General features: G+C 54.6%; 12 protein-coding genes. All 12 read right to left on the bottom strand.

Annotated features, from left to right (window positions below; genetic code table 11):
* Nucleotides 1-112: 112 nt before the first annotated feature.
* Nucleotides 113-2,140 carry a Na+/H+ antiporter gene (locus AC0YNU_RS14265; protein WP_475757529.1) on the bottom strand — a complete coding sequence of 676 codons (2,028 nt, stop codon included), beginning with the start codon at nt 2,138-2,140 and terminating at the stop codon, nt 113-115.
* 252 nt (nt 2,141-2,392) lie between these two features.
* Nucleotides 2,393-2,527 carry a hypothetical protein gene (locus AC0YNU_RS14260; protein WP_475757527.1) on the bottom strand — a complete coding sequence of 45 codons (135 nt, stop codon included), beginning with the start codon at nt 2,525-2,527 and terminating at the stop codon, nt 2,393-2,395.
* A gap of 66 nt (nt 2,528-2,593) precedes the next feature.
* The gene (locus AC0YNU_RS14255) at nt 2,594-4,261 is read right to left on the bottom strand and encodes a type 2 periplasmic-binding domain-containing protein (protein WP_475757525.1); all 1,668 of its coding nucleotides are present in this window, start codon (nt 4,259-4,261) and stop codon (nt 2,594-2,596) included.
* A 114-nt stretch (nt 4,262-4,375) separates the two neighbouring features.
* Nucleotides 4,376-5,275, bottom strand: coding sequence for a carbohydrate ABC transporter permease (locus AC0YNU_RS14250; RefSeq protein ID WP_475757523.1), 900 nt, complete (start codon nt 5,273-5,275; stop codon nt 4,376-4,378).
* 13 nt (nt 5,276-5,288) lie between these two features.
* Nucleotides 5,289-6,263: an ABC transporter permease gene (locus tag AC0YNU_RS14245; protein WP_475757521.1), complete on the bottom strand. Its 975-nt coding sequence runs from the start codon at nt 6,261-6,263 to the stop codon at nt 5,289-5,291.
* A gap of 456 nt (nt 6,264-6,719) precedes the next feature.
* Nucleotides 6,720-8,924: a helix-turn-helix domain-containing protein gene (locus AC0YNU_RS14240; protein WP_475757518.1), complete on the bottom strand. Its 2,205-nt coding sequence runs from the start codon at nt 8,922-8,924 to the stop codon at nt 6,720-6,722.
* A 229-nt stretch (nt 8,925-9,153) separates the two neighbouring features.
* Nucleotides 9,154-9,963: a phytanoyl-CoA dioxygenase family protein gene (locus tag AC0YNU_RS14235; RefSeq protein WP_475757516.1), complete on the bottom strand. Its 810-nt coding sequence runs from the start codon at nt 9,961-9,963 to the stop codon at nt 9,154-9,156.
* A gap of 662 nt (nt 9,964-10,625) precedes the next feature.
* A complete protein-coding gene (locus AC0YNU_RS14230) occupies nt 10,626-11,513 on the bottom strand; it encodes a carbohydrate ABC transporter permease (RefSeq protein WP_475757514.1) in 888 nt (295 codons plus the stop codon).
* Nucleotides 11,514-11,536: 23 nt separating this feature from the next.
* Nucleotides 11,537-12,445 carry an ABC transporter permease gene (locus tag AC0YNU_RS14225; protein ID WP_475757512.1) on the bottom strand — a complete coding sequence of 303 codons (909 nt, stop codon included), beginning with the start codon at nt 12,443-12,445 and terminating at the stop codon, nt 11,537-11,539.
* A gap of 64 nt (nt 12,446-12,509) precedes the next feature.
* Nucleotides 12,510-14,276: an extracellular solute-binding protein gene (locus tag AC0YNU_RS14220; RefSeq protein ID WP_475757510.1), complete on the bottom strand. Its 1,767-nt coding sequence runs from the start codon at nt 14,274-14,276 to the stop codon at nt 12,510-12,512.
* 113 nt (nt 14,277-14,389) lie between these two features.
* Nucleotides 14,390-16,027 (bottom strand): response regulator, encoded by a 1,638-nt coding sequence (locus AC0YNU_RS14215; protein ID WP_475757508.1) that lies wholly within the window; start codon nt 16,025-16,027, stop codon nt 14,390-14,392.
* On the bottom strand, nt 16,005-17,810 hold the full coding sequence (locus tag AC0YNU_RS14210; RefSeq protein ID WP_475757506.1) for a sensor histidine kinase: 1,806 nt from the start codon (nt 17,808-17,810) through the stop codon (nt 16,005-16,007). Before AC0YNU_RS14210 ends, AC0YNU_RS14215 begins: the two co-directional genes overlap by 23 nt.
* Nucleotides 17,811-18,327: the final 517 nt, after the last annotated feature.

Below are 18,327 nucleotides of genomic sequence, written 5' to 3'. Positions count from 1 at the left end.
TACATTATTGTTGTTAGAATCAGAAAACAAAAAGGGTATCCCCGTCACCATCATCCATGACGTTGGGATACCCCGAATACGGTATTATTCTTGCGGAACCGCGCTGGCGGCATCATGCTTGAAGGAAGTTCCCCCAGTTGCCGTCCAGCACCTCCGCCTCGTGCATGCTGATCTGGAATTGCAGCTTGCTCAGCTGCTTCCGCCCGATCATTCCCTGCCGGTACTGCTCCTGCAGCGATTCGCGTTCCGCCCGGAGCGACAGCATCCGCAGCATATGCACCTGCTCTTCGACGATGTCGTCCGGATTCGGCTCTGCGAGCCGGTTGTTCAGCATGTTGATCATCTGCTTGTAATGCCCGCATACCCGGTTCAGGACGGTATCTCCGCAGTCCTGGCTGACCTGCAGCTTGTCGAGCGCGTATGCGGCCGTCGCGATCCGCATCCGAATGAACGACTTGCGATCCTTGGATTTCAAGGCGTCGAACGCTCTGCGCTTGGCCGGATAGAAGAACGTCACGACCCGATTCACCAGCGAATAGAGCAGCAGGTAGAAAATATGAAATCGATTCGAAACGACCATCTCGATGTTCCGGAAAATATTATCCAGGACGGCGGCCTCCTGCTCTTCGATCTCTCCCCGCTCCTGCAGCAGTTGCACGCATCTGCGCTCCTCGGCGATGCCCAGCTGGCGCAAATGCATCTCCTCCGTGCGGGATTGACGCGACTGCATCTCGTACTGCGTCCGCTTGATGTCCGATAGGCGCTGATCGTTGTCCGAGATGACGATCGCGGCCGAGCGCGAATTGCCGTCGTCGATGGCCAGCCGGACGGCCTGATTCGCCGCTTTGATCGCTTCCTTCTGCACCCGCAGCTCGAGCTCCCGATCTATCGCCTCGTCGTCATCGGCCGCATCCGCGAGCAGCGGCAGCGCGATGCTGGAGATAATGAGCGAGACCATGATGACGCCCGCCGCGAGGAAGAGCATGAGATCCCGCCCCGGGAACGGCTCGCCGCTGCCGAGTACGAGCGGAATCGTGAACGCGCCCGCAAGCGTAATGGCGCCCCGTACGCCGGACATCGACGTCAGAATGATCGCCCGCCAATCCTGTCTCCGTCTCCCGATCGATTCGAACAGCCAGGCCGATAACGTCAGCCACGCGAAGCGCAGGGCGATCAGCAGCAGGTAGATCAGCAGGACATCGATGATGGCGCTGAGATTATTGTAGGATCGGCTGCTGAAGATGCTGTGAAGAATATCCGGAATTTGCAGGCCGAGCAGAACGAACACCAGTCCGTTCATAATGAATAAAATGACGTTCCACGTGATTTCGGATACGAATTTCTGCTCGATGGTCGTGAAGCCGGAACGATCCTGCTCGATCGCATGCATGATTCCGCCGGCGACCGCGGCCAGGATGCCGGATACGCCGATATGCTCCGCAACGTAGAACAGGATGAACGGCGTGACGATTTGGATGAGCACGTGAACCGTCGCATCCTCGATGCCGAATCTGCGGAGCGCCATCCGGAACCAAATGATCGCAAGCGCCAGCACCGCGCCGAGCAGCAGGCCGCCAAGCGAGATGACAAGGAAGCTCCATGAAGCGTTCCAGACGGAGAACGTCCCCGTCACCGCCGCGGCGATGGCGAATTTGAACGCGACGAGGCCCGAGGCGTCGTTCATCAGCGACTCGCCCTCCAGCAGGCGATGAATGTTCGCCGGCAGCCTGACCCTTGACGCGATGGCGCCAACGGCCACCGCGTCCGTCGGCGACAAAATCGCGGCCAAAGCGAACGCGGCCGCGAGCGGAATGACGGGAATCAGCGCGTGGATGAAATAGCCGCCGACGATGACGGTGACGAATACGAGACCGACGGCAAGCAGCAGGATCGGCAGCTTCAGCTTCCACAGCTCGTCGCGCGGCGTCCGCTTCCCGTCATTGAACAGCAGCGGGGCGATGAACAAGATGAAGAACAGCTCCGGCTCCAAGGAAATTTTGCCATGCCACGGCAAATACACGACGGCGGCCCCGAGCGCGATCTGAAGGACCGGCAGCGGGACGTAAGGCAGCATGCGCTGCACGACCTGCGATAAGGCGAGCAGCAACAGCAAGACGAGCACGATTAGAAATAATTCCATAGGATCCTCTCCGGCGACCGATTTTTCGTTCAGCGGACATGGTTTCCCATTCATGCCCACGTCAACAGGATACCCCGTTCGCGAATGGTCAAAACTGCCATCCGACTTGGGGATATATTCCATGGCCTCGATTCATGCTTCTAGATCCTAGGGCAAGGATTCTGGAGCGTCCGCTCCAACTGCCAAAAAAGGCGCCGCCCGATTGGACGACGCCGCTTTCTACACTTTCTAATAGAAACTCGTTGCAATCGCTCAGTTGCTCTTGCCGTTATCCGCCTGCAGCGGCTTGTTCCCGCTATCTTCCGACAGCCGCTCGCCGTATTGATCGAGTCGGCTCGGATGCGATTCGGGACCTCTGCGCTTCGGCTTGTTGTTCCTGCCTGTCATTCGCTCACCTCCATCTTGACTAAGATGGGCGGGAGAGATTATTTTCATGCACGCATATCGGCCTGGTTAAGCCTTCGCCTTCTGCTTGTCGTACGCCTTCTGGTAAATGTCCAAATATTTATTCAAATTCAATCCGTCGAAGCCCTTCACGTAGCTGTCCCATTCCGAGTCCGTCAGCTTCTTGGAACCCGTCACGAACTGCGCCATGTTGGAGCGGACATATTCGTTGATCTGCGTGCGCAGCATGATCGCTTCGTTCGCTTCGCTCTCGTCCATGAAGATCGTCAACGGGAACGTTTCTTCCGGCTGCTTGTTCTCGTAATTGTTGGCCGTCTCCGTGAAGAGCCGGAACTCGTAGCCCTGCTGCGAGAACATATCCGCCGGCGCCGTCCACGATTCGCGGATCGCGCGCGTCCTTCTCGTAATGCCCATTTGATCCCAGTTGTCGTTGAACGTCGTGCTCAAATTCCAATATTCCGGCTTCAGCGTGTACTTGGACTGATTGCCGTGCACGTCCTTCTCGCCCGGCTGCGCTTTCGTCCAGTATTTTCCTTCCAGGCCGTACTCGTTCATGATCGCGAATTCTTCGGAGTACATGTAATCCGCCATTTTGATCGCCGCGATCGCTTGCTCCTCCGAAGCTTTGTTCGTAATGGCGAACTGCCCGTTGCCGTATGCCTTGTAATAGCCCGCATAAGCCACGCCGCCAGGGCCGGTAAGCGGCGCCACGGTCACGTATTCCTTATGGCGGTTCTGTCCTTCGACCAAGCTGAAGTACATGCCGATATGGCCGGCCGTCACGCTGCCGCTGACGTTGTCGCCTTCCCTGTTGCCGACCTGCGCCATCTGATCGTTATTTTGCGTGAACGCTTCTTTATCGATGAGTCCCTCGCTGAACAGCTTGTTGATGTACGTCAGCCCGTCCCGCCATTCCGGCTGATTGGCCGCGAGCTGTACCTTGCCGTCCTTCATGAAGAAGAAATCCTCGTTATTATCGTAGATAAATGAATTCATCAGGAAGTCGGACGGAATGCCGTGCCACGTATTAAACGCGCCGGACAGCGGAATCTCATCCGCCTTGCCGTTCCCGTTCGGATCCTTGGTCTTGAACGCCTTCAACACTTCGTAATATTCGTCGGTCGTCGTCGGCATCTTCAAGCCCAGCTTATCCAGCCATGTCTTGTCGATCCACAGCTTCTGCGAATACCAGCAGTGGAAGCAGTCGTTGATGTGCGGGAGCGCATAGATGTTGCCGTCCGGCGCCGTGATCGCCGCCTGCAGGTCCTTGTCCTCGGCGAACGCGCGCTTGATCTCGTTGCCGTATTTATCGATCAGATCGTTAAGCGGCTGCAGAATGCCCTGCTTGCCGTAGGAGATTTGCTCGGCTTGCGTGAAGTCGCCGGACAGGAAGATGGACGGATAATCGCCGCTCGCCATGATCAGCTTCTTCTTGTCCGCGGCGTTGGCGCTCGGCGTCGCATCGAATTTGAATTTAATGTTCAGCTTGCTCTCGACGGCCTTCGTGACGTCGTTGGTGTTGATATCCTCGATCCGCGGGGATACGCTGACGTAAGTGTCCAGCGTGACCGTCTTCCCGCTGCTTGCGCCGTCGCCGTTATTCTCTCCCGCGTTCGATCCCCCGTTGTTAGTGCCCCCGTCATTGCTGCAGCCGGTTACGATCAGCGCGACCGCTAGAATCAAGCCAAGCCATTTCATGCTATTCTTCATCTTCAATCCAGACGCCTCCTTGTATCTTCCATCGTATCATGCTTCGATCTTGCAGCCCATCATGTTGCAATCGTTTTCAACCACAGGCAGCGGCACCACCTCCATGCCAATCAGAACCTATCACCCCTTCAGCGAGCCAATCATGATGCCTTGGACGAAATACTTCTGCACGAACGGATAGATCGCGAGCACCGGTACCGTGGCCACGACGATGAGCGAGAATTTGAGCAAATCCCGCAGTCCCTGCATGGCCGCCATTTTATTCGCATCGACCATCATGCTGGAGTCGATGGAGTTGAGAATGAGAATGTTCCGCAGGATGATCTGAAGCGGGAACAGGTTCTGCGACTTCAGGAAAATCAACGCCTCGAAGTAGGCGTTCCACTGGCTGACCGCATACATGAGGACGAGCACCGCCAGGATAGGCTTGGACAATGGCAGTACAACGCGCCATAGGAATCCGAGATCGCTGCAGCCGTCGAGCTCGGCCGCTTCGCCCAGCTCCTTCGGGATGCTCGACTGGAAGAAGGTTCTGGCGATGATGACTTGCCAGACCGCCATCGCGCTCGGCAGCAGCATGGCCCATCGCGTATCGAGGAGATGCAGGTTCTTCACCGTCAGGTAATACGGAATCAGTCCCCCGCTGAACATCATCGTCACCACCAACATGCCCATCAGAACGCTGCGGCCGTAGAACGTCGATCGCGAGAGCGGGTAGGCCATCATGACGGTCAGGCTGACATTGATCAGCACACCGAAGACGGTGTAGAACAAGGAATTGCCATAGCCTGTCATGATCTGAGGATTGGAGAATATCGCCCGGTAGCCCGCCAGACTGAAGTCCACCGGAAACAGCCACACTCTGCCGCTGATGACCGCCTGCGGCGAGCTGAACGAGGAGCTGAGAATATAGAGCAGCGGGTAAATGACGACCAGCAGCACGGCGGCCAGGAAAGCGTACACCAGCGTCAGAAAGATTTTGTCGCCAAAGGATTCTCGTATTGCATTCGTGCGTGTCATCGGTGAACGCCTCCTACCATAAGCTGCTCTCGGATATGCGTCTTGCTGCGTAATTGACGCTGATCAGAAGAATGAGATTGATGACCGAATTGAACAAATCGACGGCTGCCGAGAAGCTGAAGTTGGCACCGAGCAAACCGATTTTGTACACGTACGTCGAGATCACTTCCGAAGTGCTCGTATTCAACGGATTTTGCATCAGGTAGATTTTCTCGAACCCGACGTTCATGATCTGGCCGACATTCAGAATGAGCAGCACGGTCGCGGCGGGCATGATGCCTGGAATATCGATATGCCATACCTTTCGCAGACGGGAAGCCCCATCCACCCTCGCTGCTTCATAGAGATCGACGTTGATGCCGGAGAGTGCTGCCAGATAGATGACCGCGCCGTAGCCGATGCCCTGCCAGACGTTCGACCAGACGAAGATGCTGCTGAAATAGTCGGGGATGCCCATGAAATTGACGGATTCCATGCCGAACGCGTTCAGCAAATGATCGACGAAGCCGAGCCTTGGCGACAGGAACAAGATGATCATGGACACCATGACGATCGTCGAGATGAAATACGGGGCGAAGGTGACCATCTGCACCGTTCGCTTGAAGCGCATGCTGCGAACTTCATTGAGCGCGAGGGCTAGCAGGATCGGTGCCGGAAAGCCGATGATCAGCGAGTAGATGCTGATGACCAGCGTGTTCTTGATCAGCATCCAGAAGTTCGGGGACTGGAAGAAGGTCGAGAAATGCTTCATCCCCGCCCAGTCGCTGCCCGTGATGCCCCGAACCGGACTGAAGTCCCGGAACGCGATCTGCGCGCCGTACATCGGAATGTACTTGAAAATAATGAGGTAAGCGACCGGCAATAGAACGAGCAAATACAATTGCCAGTGCCGCTTGATTTTCTTCCCCCTGTCCCTCAGCATGAGCGAGCTGCCTCGGACGGGCGACTGGGCGTTCTTCTTGGCGAGTACTCCCGTAGTGGACGGCATGTCGTCTCTCACTTCCCTTCAATCGGTGTCGGCCTTGATTAGCGGATCGGAATGATTCGTTCAGATTGCTCCATTCGATGCTTTCGCTTCCAACGGTCTGATTGAATCTCACGATAATGGAACGGGAACGAACGGACAACGGCCACTAATCCGCGGCTGGATCATTTTTCCGCGACCGCGCCGCGCCTGGGCTGGCGGCGATCGGCGCGCAATTTTCGGCTGGCGCGCAGCTTTCCGCAGCGGGGCTCTGGGGGCGGCAAGCCGCAATACCGATACCTAGGTTCGGTAAAAGTGGACTCATCCGTCGGAGAGGATCGAACCGCTGACCTTCCCCTCCCGCGATAACGCAAAAAAGGCCTCACGCAGGCAGCATGTTTCTGCCTGCGTGAGGCCTTTACGCCGTCTTTAAACCCCAAGCAGCGAGCCGGCGCGTCTCGCTGCTGCTTCTTTTGCTTTTCACATCGCGTTGCGCTTGCGGTAATCGACCGGAGATAATCCCTCTACCTTGCGAAACACCCTTCGAAACGTCGCGGCGCTGACATACCCTACCCGTTCGCCGACTTCCTGAATGGAGTCCGGCTGCTCGAGCAGCTGCTTCTTCGCGGCCATGATGCGCAGCTGGGTCAGATAGTCCAGGAAATTCTCGCCGAATTCCTCCTTGAACAGCTGGCTGATATATTTGGCGTTCAGGCCGAATTTGTCCCCGAGGTATTCAAGCGACAGCTCCGGATTGGCAAAATGGAGTCCGATATAGGTTCTGATCTCCTGCAGCAGCTGATGATGCTGGCGGCTGCCTTGCAGCCGTTCCATCTGTCCGGCGAACCGTGCCAAGATGCCGACGAATAGACGCTGCAGCTCCTCGAGCGTATCGAAATCCTCGATGGTCTGCCGAAGCGGCGGCGCCGTCTCGTTCACCCAGTATTCATAGTATTCTTTCGAAGCTTCCGACAGCTGCACATCCATATGCGCCGCGAAATACCGGCACAGCTCCGCGATTTCGCTCCTCGTGAGACGACAGCCGCGCATGCCCGCGAAGAAATGATCGCAGCTATCCTGCCATTCTTCTTCGTGAAGCCGAAGCTGCCGAATCAGGAGATGGATCGCCTGAAGATGCTTGTTGGTCGCCTTATCCGTCTGCTGCGTCTCCATATCCATGCCGCCGATGACGCGGTTGTGGCCGAGCGTCGCTTTATAGGACAAAGCCTTCTGGGCCTGCTTGTTCGAGTCGCCGCCCCCTGCTCCCGCTTCCTCGGTCTCTCCAAGGCCGATCGTCACGGAGAACGCCAAGTGCTGGCTTACCCAGTTGGTGATGTGAGCGGCAGTCTCCGCAGCGGTATCCTCGGCATCCGCATTCATGAACACGATGCCGGTCATCTGCAGCGGCGACGTCCATTCCAGCCAGACTTGGACATCGGGCTGCGCGGCGAGCAGCTCATGGGACGCGCTGCTGATGACGAATTTGAACAAGGACTGGTCGTGAACCTTATAGTGGTTGAACAGCTGCTCCGGATGATCGATCTCGAGGACGAACACCCTCAGCCTGTCATGCGGGGGCAGCAAGGAGGGCTCCAGCCATTCCGTCTGCTCGCCCGCGGGCAGCAGCAGCTCGCGGAAGAGCGACTTCTGCTTGCGGGCCGCCGTCTCGCGGGCTTCCTTCCGGAACAGCTCCGTCTGCTCGGCGAAATTGTTGATCGCCGTCTCGATGAACGTGAATTCATCCACGGCCAGCCTTCCGAGCTTCGTCTTGCCCGTGCCGAATTGATCTTGAATCCGAAAGACGAGATCCTCGATCGGCTTATAGTTCTTGCGCGTCACATACACGATCGAAGCTCCTCCGGCTACGAAGCTGAGCAATCCAAGCACCAGCCATACGCTCGACAGGCTGGAGATCAGCTCGCCCGTCCGCCCGTTCGTGATGCCGCTCTCCGCAGTCCACCCGGTGTACGACGAAGTCTGACTGGCCAACACTTTTCGCTTGCCCGTGTCGCCGTCCTGCTTGAACAGCGGCTGGCCTTCATTGTCGTACAGCTGGACGAAGGCTTGCCCTGGCTCGTACATCTCGCGCATCATCGCGCGAAGCGAAGCCAGGCTGATATTGACGACGATCATGCCATCCTTGCTGCTGCTGAACGACACGTTATGGACCAGGCTGATGACATCCTTCGGCTTCTGGGACGGGAATTCGCTGTACGGACGAAAAGCGCTCCATGTCGAGATATAGGTCGCCTTCCTATGCTGCTGGCTCCGGATGAAGTCGATGTCGGCGAACAGGTCCATATATTTCGTATTGCCGTTGAACACGATGCCGTCTTTGTAGCGCACCAGATAGTAAGAATCAATCATCGGCATCGCCTGCTTCATTAGTTGCATTTGGTTCACGATCTGGTAGTTGAGGTATACGTTATCCTTGCCCCGCTCCTGAAAGAAATCGGTGAGCAGTTTATTGGATACGAAATCTCGAATCAACATATTGTCGAGCGAACGCAGGCTGACGTCCACGGATTGAAGCAGCTGATTCACGAAGACTTCGCTGGATTCCTTCGTGTTGCGGTTATTTTGTTGGACGAGCGTTTGGAAGAAGACGAAGAAGAGGAAGGAAAAGAGGAGACAGAAGATTGGCAGATAGGACCATATCATTTTGTGCATCCAAGTACGGTTCAAGCGTCATCATTCCTTTGTGAAGGTTGAGATCTGAACGCGGGAAGGTGCATAGGCATGAATGTAAACGCATTCATTACTTTCTATTATAAACCGGAAAGGAAGAAGTTGTCTCCTTTAAAAGTTATTATTTCCCACCTTCCGCACAGGATAGAGCCGGGTCTGACGAAAAAAGAAACCCGCCGATTGAAGCGGGTTTCTTCCAAAACATGAGCGCGGTCCTATGCGTTAATTAATCGTCCTCGAACGCCTTGGCCGGATACCCGGCCCCGAACGGCGCGTCAGGCCGCTCGAATTCTCCCGCCAAGTAGCGGCGTACGGGCGTCGTGCGCGCCAAGTAGTCCTTGTCGTTCGCGAACCGGTCGGAGAACCGAACCCATGGCGGACTGTAAATATAATGCGCGGTATAGCGGTCATAATCGCCATCGTGGGCAAAAGTGCGATGCCATACGGCATTGTGGAACAGCAGCACGGAACCGGCAGGCGCGCAGATGACCTGCCCGATCGGCAAGTCGCCTTTGTCGCGCCGAATATCCGCCGGGAGGGGCACCTGGGCCCTATGACTGCCCGGAATCATCTCCATATTGCCCATCCGCGGCAAGGATTGGTCGGTCAAGAGATACGAAGCGCGCAGCTGCAGCAGCGGAATCGGATACGACAGCTGCTTGAAATCATAGGCGCCCGAGCCGTCCTGATGCCAGCCGCCGAAGCCGCCGAACGCCGGCTGCTTCGTGCACCAGGCGGATTGAAGAATGAACCGGTCGCCATATAGCGCCCGCACCTTCGGCAGAACGGCAGGATGATCGATCAGATCCTCGAGTGCTTGCTCCGTCTCGAAGCCGCGCCCGACCTGTGCCCAGCCCGTCGTGCCCTCTTGCTCATGAAGACGGACCGCGGCTTCCAGGCAAGCCTGCGTTTGCTCGGCTGACAATACGCCCGGAATCACGAGATATCCCCAAGATTCAAACATAAAACGATCCAGCTCGGTGAAAGCCCCGGGCTCGGAAAGCGCATTCAATCCTTGGTATGGTGCAGCGGTCATAAGATAACCTCCCGGCTTGGATGAACTGGCAGCCTGCAATTGCAGCTGCCCCTATAATTATGCTATCCACCAAAATCTATCATACCTCTCGCCTAGAAGCTAGTCTCCAAATTTCCCTATTGCGAAGAGCGCAGGGGGAGATTTGGAGGAGAAATGAACTAAAAGATGCGCATTATGCTGGATGTCGATCCGTATTAAAGCGCGCAAACGCTGATAGTGCTCCCTTCTCCGAGCAAAGCACGCAATCTGAATTCGGACGGAAGCTTAACGGTTGCCAGCGTTGCTAATTCACGAAAAATAGGGCGATAGAAACTCTAACGCTTGTGGGCGCCGTTATGTGGTGCATAGCGGCCGATTTTCTCGAAAAACCTCCACTTAAGCTTCCTGGCAACCGTTACCCATAAAAAATGGGCATATGGAGCAAGTTAGCCACGCTCACAACCGTTAGCTCGATGACGATTAGACTTATTCCCATATAATTCGATGACGATTAGTCTTTTTCTCGCTAGTACGAATCGGCTTCTCTCGCCGATCCGTCCATTGAAGGCGAAGCTTCTCCCGACTTTCTTGACCTTGGTATACAAAAAGGGCCCCCCATCGTCATCTCTAGGATGACTTACGAGAAAGCCCCTCTGCCCCTTCCCTTATTCCACCGCAGCCCCTTACTCCTTCACGCTTCCAAGCACGATCCCCGACATGAAATACCGCTGCAGAAACGGATACACGCAGAAGATCGGCAGCGCACCCAGGAAGATTTGCGCCGCGCGAACGGCCCGGTCATTCAAGCTTTGGAGATAAGTCGCATCGTCAATGTTGGCGATTTTCGAAATATCCAGGTTCACGACAATCGTCTGCAGATAACTGGCCAGCGGGTAATGGATCGAATCATTCATATAAATAATGCCCGCAAACCATTCGTTCCAATGGCCAACGATCGTGAACAGACCTACTGTAGCGATCGAAGGCGTCGACAACGGCAGGATGACTTTCCAAAGCAGCTTCCAATGTCCGCAGCCGTCGATGAACGAAGCCTCCATTAATTCCTTGGGCAGCGCCCGGAAGAAATTCAGCATGAGAATCACGTTGAAGATCGGCACGGCCCCCGGCAGCACGAGCGCCCACAAGGTGTCGAGCATGCCCAGGTTTTTCACGATGAGATAGGTCGGAACGAGTCCGCCGGAGAACAGCATCGTAAAGACGAAGATCCAGGCATACAGCGTCCGCAAACGAAAATGCGACGATTCCTTGGACAACGGATATGCGACGAGCACGGTAAGCACCATGTTAATCAGCAAGCCCAGCCCGACCCGCTTGATGGACACCCAGATGGATAAGAGGAATGCTTTCTTCTGGGCGACGAAATGGTACGCCTTGGTCGAGAACTCGACCGGCCAGAAGGTTACCTTATCCGCTTGAATCGCATCGTTGGAACTGAACGACAGGGCGAGAACATTAATCAACGGCAAGATACATAACAGCGCTACGAGCGTAAGCAGGCTGTAAATGCCTACATAAACCGCTCGTTGTAAAGCCGACTTGTGCTGGACCATGACAGCATTCTCCTATTCGCAGGCTAGAAGATACGATAATTCGCAAATCTGTACGCGATGATATACGAAATGGAAATCAGGAGGAACGAAATAATGGATTTGAATAAGCCGACGGCCGTCGCGACGCTTAACTGCGCATTCACGAATGCGAGCCGATAGACGTAGGTATCCAGAATATCGCCCGTCTCGTAGACGGAAGGATTATACATATTGAAGATTTGATCGAAGCCGGCATTGAGTATGTTGCCGATGGCAAGCGTCATCATGAGGACGATGACGGGGAACATGCCGGGAATCGTAATATGCAGCGTTTGCTTCCAACGATTCGCGCCGTCGATGACAGCCGCTTCGTACAGCATCGGATTAATCGACGTCAGGGCGGCCAGATAGATGATCGTGCCGAACCCGAATTCCTTCCATACATCGGTCGTGACCATGACGTACGGAAACCAGCTTTGACTGCCAAGGAAAAATATCGGTTTCACGCCGAACAAGTAGCCCAGCCCTTGATTCAGAATCCCGCTGCTCGGAGACAGGATATCGATGAGGATGCCGCTTAGAATAACCCATGACAAGAAATGCGGTAAATAGATGATCGTTTGAATAGCCCGCTTGAAAAATTGCTTGCGTATTTCATTGAGCAGAATTGCCGTCGTGATCGGGACGACCAGCCCCGCAACGATCTTCATGAACGAGATATAGAGCGTATTGATGACGACGGCCCGGGTTTGCGGAAGGCCGTATACATACTTGAAATGCTCCAAACCGACCCAATGCGAGCCGAACATGCCTTTGTCCGGGGTCGGAATAAAATCCTCGAACGCGATGATCAGCCCCGCCATCGGCGCATAGCTGAAGATCAGTACGAATAGGAGTCCCGGCAGAATCATGATGTGAAGCGGCCGCTCCAATCTCCACTTTTTATTGCCCATTGCTGCTCCTCCTAATAAGAAAGGGATAGAGTGCCTCTCTATCCCCGGCTGACTGCAATCCGTATTATTTCAATCTTCCGCTCTCGGCGATCTCGTTCAAAATATCCTGTCCGCCCTGCTTATTCCATTCCGCGACGAAGGCCGTGTCGAAATCGTCCAAAGGCCGCGTTCCGTTGATGATTTCCGTGAATACTTTGATCTCCAAGTCTCTCAGAATCGGCCCTTTGCTGACCATCGACAGCGTCGGCTGCCCCATATATTCGCTTGTGACCGGAGGGGAATTCTTGTCGTAGCCGTTCGTGATCGTGTAGGCGCCGCCCGGGCCGAAGAGCGCGTTCCAGAACCACATCTCCATGTTGCCGCCCTGGTACTCTTTGATGCCTTTATAGTAAACCATGGCGGAAGGCGTCAGCTTGGACTCGTCGCCCGTCTTCAGCGCATCCTGGATCAAATCGTTGTCCGTCTGGTTCGTGTTGCTGAAGCCGGGGCCGACGATCGGCGACAAACCAAATACTTGATAGTTTTTGTCCCCTTCTTTGACCTGGTGGTAATTCTCGTCCTTGTTCGGTCCGCTTACTTTCTCGTGGAAGTAGTTGAGAATCTTCATCGCCGCTTCAGGGTGCTTGGAATTCTTGTTGACCACGATGAAGCTTGTCGGAACGTCGCCCCGTCCCGTCGGATGAACCTGTTGATCGTCGGAGGATACGATCGGATACGGCTTCCAATCGACCTTCGGATCTTCTTTCTTCATGTTGTTGATCGGCCAGGTTCCTACCCAGAACTCGCCGTACGCCATCCCTACTTTATTCGTCGTTGCCAAATCGCCGGCTTTGCTGGCGTCGAGCACGCTGAACTCTTTATTGATCGCGCCCGCGGCATAGAGGTCTCGCAGATGGCCGAGCGCGGTCTTGACCTCCGGCAATGTATCGCCAAGTACCGGCTTGCCGTCCGCGTCCTTGCGAATAATGAGCTCCGTGCCCGAAGCATTCGCCGGATTAAAGGCATACGCATGATAGCCGTTCAAGTAACCGTCGATCCCGGCCCAGCCGCCGAACAAATCCTTCATCAGGTTGAGGCCGATCGTATCGTTCTTGCCGTTCTGATCGGGATCGTCCTTCGTGAAGGCCAGAGCGATTTTGTTGACGTCGTCCATCGTTTTCGGCGGCTCCAGGCCCAGGTTCTTCAGCCAGTCCGCGCGAATCCAGATCATCTGCGCCGCGCCCGGCATCCCGCCGTTGAGCGGCAGTGCCATAAGCTTGCCGTCGAACGTGGAGCCTTGCAGCTTAATGCCGCCAAACTCTTCGAACGACTGCTTCGTGACATCCGAAGCATATTTATCGTAGATTTCCGTCAAATCGGCCGCTTGCCCCGCATCGACGATTTGTTGGAGCTGCTTGCTGTCTACTTGATAGAAATCCGGCATATCCCCGGAGATCATGGATACCGTAATTTTGTTGTTGTATTGTTTGTTATTCACTTTCCATTTGTTCACGACGTTAATGCCGAGAATTGACGAGAAGTCTTTCGTCCAGAGGTTGTCATCCAGCGATTCGCCCTTGCGGTACTCTTCTACGTCGGGGAGCGAGCGGACGGTCGTCATCGTAATCGGCGGGTCGTATTTGCCGAACGGCCCTTCTTCCATTCCCGAAGCCGGCTTGTTCGCGTCCGCGCCCGCGTTGTCGGAAACGGCAGGCGTATCTGATTTGGTGCCGGCATTGCCGGTATTCGCGGTATTGCCATCGTTGCCGTTATTGCCGTTCGAGCATGCCGATGCCAACAATAACGTGGTCAGAATACCGAGTGTCAGCGTCTTGACTGGTTTCTTCCGCATTCGATAGTGAACCTCCCTTATATAGATAAAGCGCTTTCTTTCATCTCCAATTATAAGAGCCTACCGAATCGCCACGATACAGGATTCTGATAACTTTCCTTATCTTCCCATGTCTACTTTTGCATGTCCCGAAACTCCTGCGGCGTAAACGTCGTCGCGTTTTTGAAGAAGCGCGTAAAGTAGGAAGAGGTGTCGTATCCGATCTCCGAACCGACCTCGTGAATTTTCATCGCCGAATGGGTTAACAGCTGCTTGGCGCGGGCGATTTTGATTTCACCGATATACTCCGATATGGTCTGCCCGGTTTGCTGCTTGTACAAGCGCGACAGATAGAACGGCGCCAAATGCACCACTTGCGCCAGCCGTTCCAGGGAGAGGTCCTTCGAGAGATTGTCCCCGATGAACGATCGCACGAGCCGAACGACTTCATTCGTAATTTGCGCATTTTCGTCCTTGCCTTGGTCGAATAGCTTCTCGGCCAGCTGGCGGAAGAAGACGGACATGTCCTGCAGGGAGGCGTGCTCCTGGAAGGATAGCAGCGGATTGACGTTGATCTCGCTCGATACGCGCTGCAACAGGTCCCTCTCATTCAAATACGCGATAAAGATTGCCGTGAGCGAATAGAAGATCTCAAGCGCGACGCTCGACTGGACCGAGGGCCGGTCAAAAATCTCCTGCATGATCTCATCGTACAGCGAATAGAACTTATCCGGTTCTTTGCGTTCCAAATACTGGCCCAGCAGATGGATCCGTTTTACTTTCGTTCGCTCCTGCTTGCTCTCCCCCGACAATAAATGATGATCGGAGAGGATCATCTCATTCCCGAGTCCCAAGCCCCGGCTGAAGAGCAGCGCGATCCGCTCGAATCTCGCGGGAATCTCATCCCATCCGTAGGCTTGGCTGCTCACCACGAACGAACAGGACAAGGACAGATAATTGCCGCAGGCGGATTGGATGGACTCCATCGTTTCGAGCAAATAGCGATAGGCATGTCCGGCATCCATGGCTTCTCCGTTATCCGCGTCCGGACGCCTTAGCTGAACGAGCCACAGCATCCGATCGGACGCGTACTGAAGATGCACGATATGATAGCTGTGCGAGACGAATTCTTCGAATATATTGTTCACGGAATACATATACAGCGTCTTGTCCTTCTGGAGGATGCCAGTGCGCCAATAATCGATGCGGCCGGCAACCAGGAATACCGGCTGGTCCGCCTGCAGCGGAATATGCAGAGAAGCGAATTGCTGCCGACGCGCGGCTTCCGTCGACTGCTCCCCCGACAGCAGCTCCAGCAAATACTCCTTGCGAAGGAGCGGCTTGGCCGCGGATACCTGCTTCTCGGCGTTCGAGATCAACTGCTCCGCCTGCAGCTGCTCGGTAATCTGATGGATCGCTTTCTCTACGACGGCGATGATGGCTTCGTCGCCTTCCGTCTTCAATACATAATCCAGCGCACCGCCGCGCAGCGACGCTTGAACATAACCGAAATCAATGTAACCGCTTAAGAAAATCGTCCGGCAATCCGGCCATAGCCGATGAACGCGGCGGTTAAGCTCGATGCCGTTCAAGCCGGGCATCTCGATATCCGTGAGCAGGATGTCGATGCGGATTCGCTGGGCAATCTCGTACGCTTCCTCCCCGTCGTAGGCACGGTAGACTTCCAAGGGAAACCCGTCGTGATCTTGAAAGAGATAGAACAGCCCTTCCACAATGATCGGTTCATCGTCAACGATCAATAGTCTGTACATCTTCGTCCTCCTTATCTGGATTCGAATTCGAGTAGGCCAGCGTCGCTTCCATGCAGATTTTCACCTGCAGCCCTCCCATCTGTCCCCGAGCGACCTCGATGCCCGCTCCATCACCGAACATGATCCGCAGCCGTCGATGGATATTCAACAAGCCGGTATGCTCGATGAGCAGATGATCTTGATTCAACAGGTCCCTCTGCAGCCGTTCGAGATCCTCGTCCAGCAGCGATTCGCCGTTATCCTCGACGATCATTTGGAGCCGCTTGCCCTCTTGCTTGAAATCGATGGCGATTCGGCAATTGGCACGCTTCTTCTCCAAGCCGTGCTTGTACGCATTCTCGATTACGGGCTGCACGATCAACCGAGGCACGGTCACCTGCCGCCAGCTGTCAGGAAGCGGTGCAAACTCGACGTCGATGCGATTAAAGAACCGGATATTTTGAATTTCGACATACGTCTGGGCATGCTTGATCTCGCTTTCCAGCTCGACCTGATCGGCTCCGCTCCGCGTAATGTACTGAAAATATTCCCCAAGGTATTGGCAGAACCGGATCAACGTATCGATCTGCCCCGCTTTCGCCAATCGGTACAGGATGAAGTACGTGTTGTACAGAAAATGCGGATTGATCTGCGATTGCAGCTGCTTCAGCTCCGATGCCTGCGCCCTTGTCTTCTGTTCGACGACCTCATGGAACATGACCTTCAGCCTGTCGACCATCGCGTTGTAATGGTGCATCAAATCGGTAAATTCGTCCCTGCTGCGAGGCATGCGGATATGCTCCCACTGCCCCTCCTCCAGCTTGCGGAAGTGGCGGATCAACTTATTGAGCGGCCGATGGATCATGCGGTAAATCCAGGACGAATAGATCAGGATGACGACGACGGACAAGAGAGACAGCAGCCACAGCAGCTCTTTGTAGTTGTCGATCTTGCCGAACAGCTGCTCCTGCGGCACGTAGACGATCAGATAACTGTCCAATTCTTCCGAATATTTATAGGAGACCAAGAAAGGCTTTCCGCCCATCTTCAGACTCACCGTCCCCTCCGTTTGATTGACGGCCTGACGGGCTAAGTAATCCTTGATATAAGGCAGCTGGGGCATGTCCCCGAAGTTATTCACCACCCATCCCTGCTTCAAATTAATGAACATGGCGCCTGAATTCTCGTAATCGGTAAAATGATCGAGCGCATCTCGCAGCGTCGTCAGATTCAGTTCCAATTGAATGGCGAACGAGGGCTGGACTTTCTTCGGCGAGGTCGGGAACGGCAAGCTCAGAAACAACCGATCCTTCCAGGAGATGAATGCGCGATTCGGCGCGCTGTAATTCGGAGCGATGGCTTCATACTCGTCCGACAAGCGGTTGTCCGTTATGGAAGCTTCGGTCGAGATCGTCCGATTCTGCGTCAGCATATGAACCTCGACGGCTTTGATATAGATACTTGAGGCTTTGATCATTTGGAGTTTGTTTTCGAGCGCCAGCACGGATTCCGACCATTCGTTGATCTTCATGAACTGGCCCACGAACGTCAAGTGGCTCAGGTTCTTGTCCACCGCCAGCTGATCCAGCAGCCCGAGCATATGCGCCTTCTCCGTTTCCAGCGAGTTCACGTAAAATTTCACCCGGGATTGAAGCGAATCGGACACCTCGTTCCGTACGCTCGTCTCCCCTTGTTTATTAATGATCAGACCGATGCCGTACAATGGCGTAACGAGCAGGAGAAAAGCGACGACCAGCTTCGGAAATATCGTGTACATCCATTTCGCGTCCTTGATTCGAAGCATGCGGCACCCCTCCAACGTTTATGAATAGGTATTCCATAAACATCCTTGTTTCACCTTTTTCTGACAACCGCTATTGCTTCGCGCGTTGGAAAGAATATGAACCGCACTAACGATGATAAAGAATGTTGCACATGAATAAGAATAGTTCGTATCCGCGCGCAGAATAAAACCTCCATTATGATGCAAACCTAGAATAAATAGGCCTGCTCCCTAGGAGGTCTTATGAAGGAGAATGCGTTATTCAGCATACGTTACGCCGATTCGTCGGATTCTTGACCGTAGGCATGGGCCTGATGTACTTCCCACCTGTACTGGCATGCCTTTGGGGTTTAGATCCAGCGCCGATCGCGATGATTTGGTGTCTTGTTCAGCTCTTCTTCGGGATCGTCTTATGTTCGAAGGAACATGCCCAACGGAAAATAGTTAGCTTCATCTTGCTTGGGAATCTGGTGTATCAACTGACTTGGAGTTTCCTTATCATCGACCACCTCGCACAGGTTCATGACAGGCTTGCGGG

The sequence above is a fragment of the Paenibacillus sp. J31P316 genome, from assembly GCF_056269105.1.
This window is presented reverse-complemented; position numbering and strand designations above follow the sequence as displayed.

What these genes read in the sequence shown, in the direction of transcription:
- AC0YNU_RS14210 (WP_475757506.1), bottom strand. Translation starts at nt 17,810, where the DNA reads ATGCTTCGAATCAAGGACGCGAAATGGATGTACACGATATTTCCGAAG.
- AC0YNU_RS14235 (WP_475757516.1), bottom strand. Translation starts at nt 9,963, where the DNA reads ATGACCGCTGCACCATACCAAGGATTGAATGCGCTTTCCGAGCCCGGG.
- AC0YNU_RS14245 (WP_475757521.1), bottom strand. Translation starts at nt 6,263, where the DNA reads ATGCCGTCCACTACGGGAGTACTCGCCAAGAAGAACGCCCAGTCGCCC.
- AC0YNU_RS14265 (WP_475757529.1), bottom strand. Translation starts at nt 2,140, where the DNA reads ATGGAATTATTTCTAATCGTGCTCGTCTTGCTGTTGCTGCTCGCCTTA.
- AC0YNU_RS14250 (WP_475757523.1), bottom strand. Translation starts at nt 5,275, where the DNA reads ATGACACGCACGAATGCAATACGAGAATCCTTTGGCGACAAAATCTTT.
- AC0YNU_RS14225 (WP_475757512.1), bottom strand. Translation starts at nt 12,445, where the DNA reads ATGGGCAATAAAAAGTGGAGATTGGAGCGGCCGCTTCACATCATGATT.
- AC0YNU_RS14215 (WP_475757508.1), bottom strand. Translation starts at nt 16,027, where the DNA reads ATGTACAGACTATTGATCGTTGACGATGAACCGATCATTGTGGAAGGG.
- AC0YNU_RS14220 (WP_475757510.1), bottom strand. Translation starts at nt 14,276, where the DNA reads ATGCGGAAGAAACCAGTCAAGACGCTGACACTCGGTATTCTGACCACG.
- AC0YNU_RS14260 (WP_475757527.1), bottom strand. Translation starts at nt 2,527, where the DNA reads ATGACAGGCAGGAACAACAAGCCGAAGCGCAGAGGTCCCGAATCGCAT.
- AC0YNU_RS14230 (WP_475757514.1), bottom strand. Translation starts at nt 11,513, where the DNA reads ATGGTCCAGCACAAGTCGGCTTTACAACGAGCGGTTTATGTAGGCATT.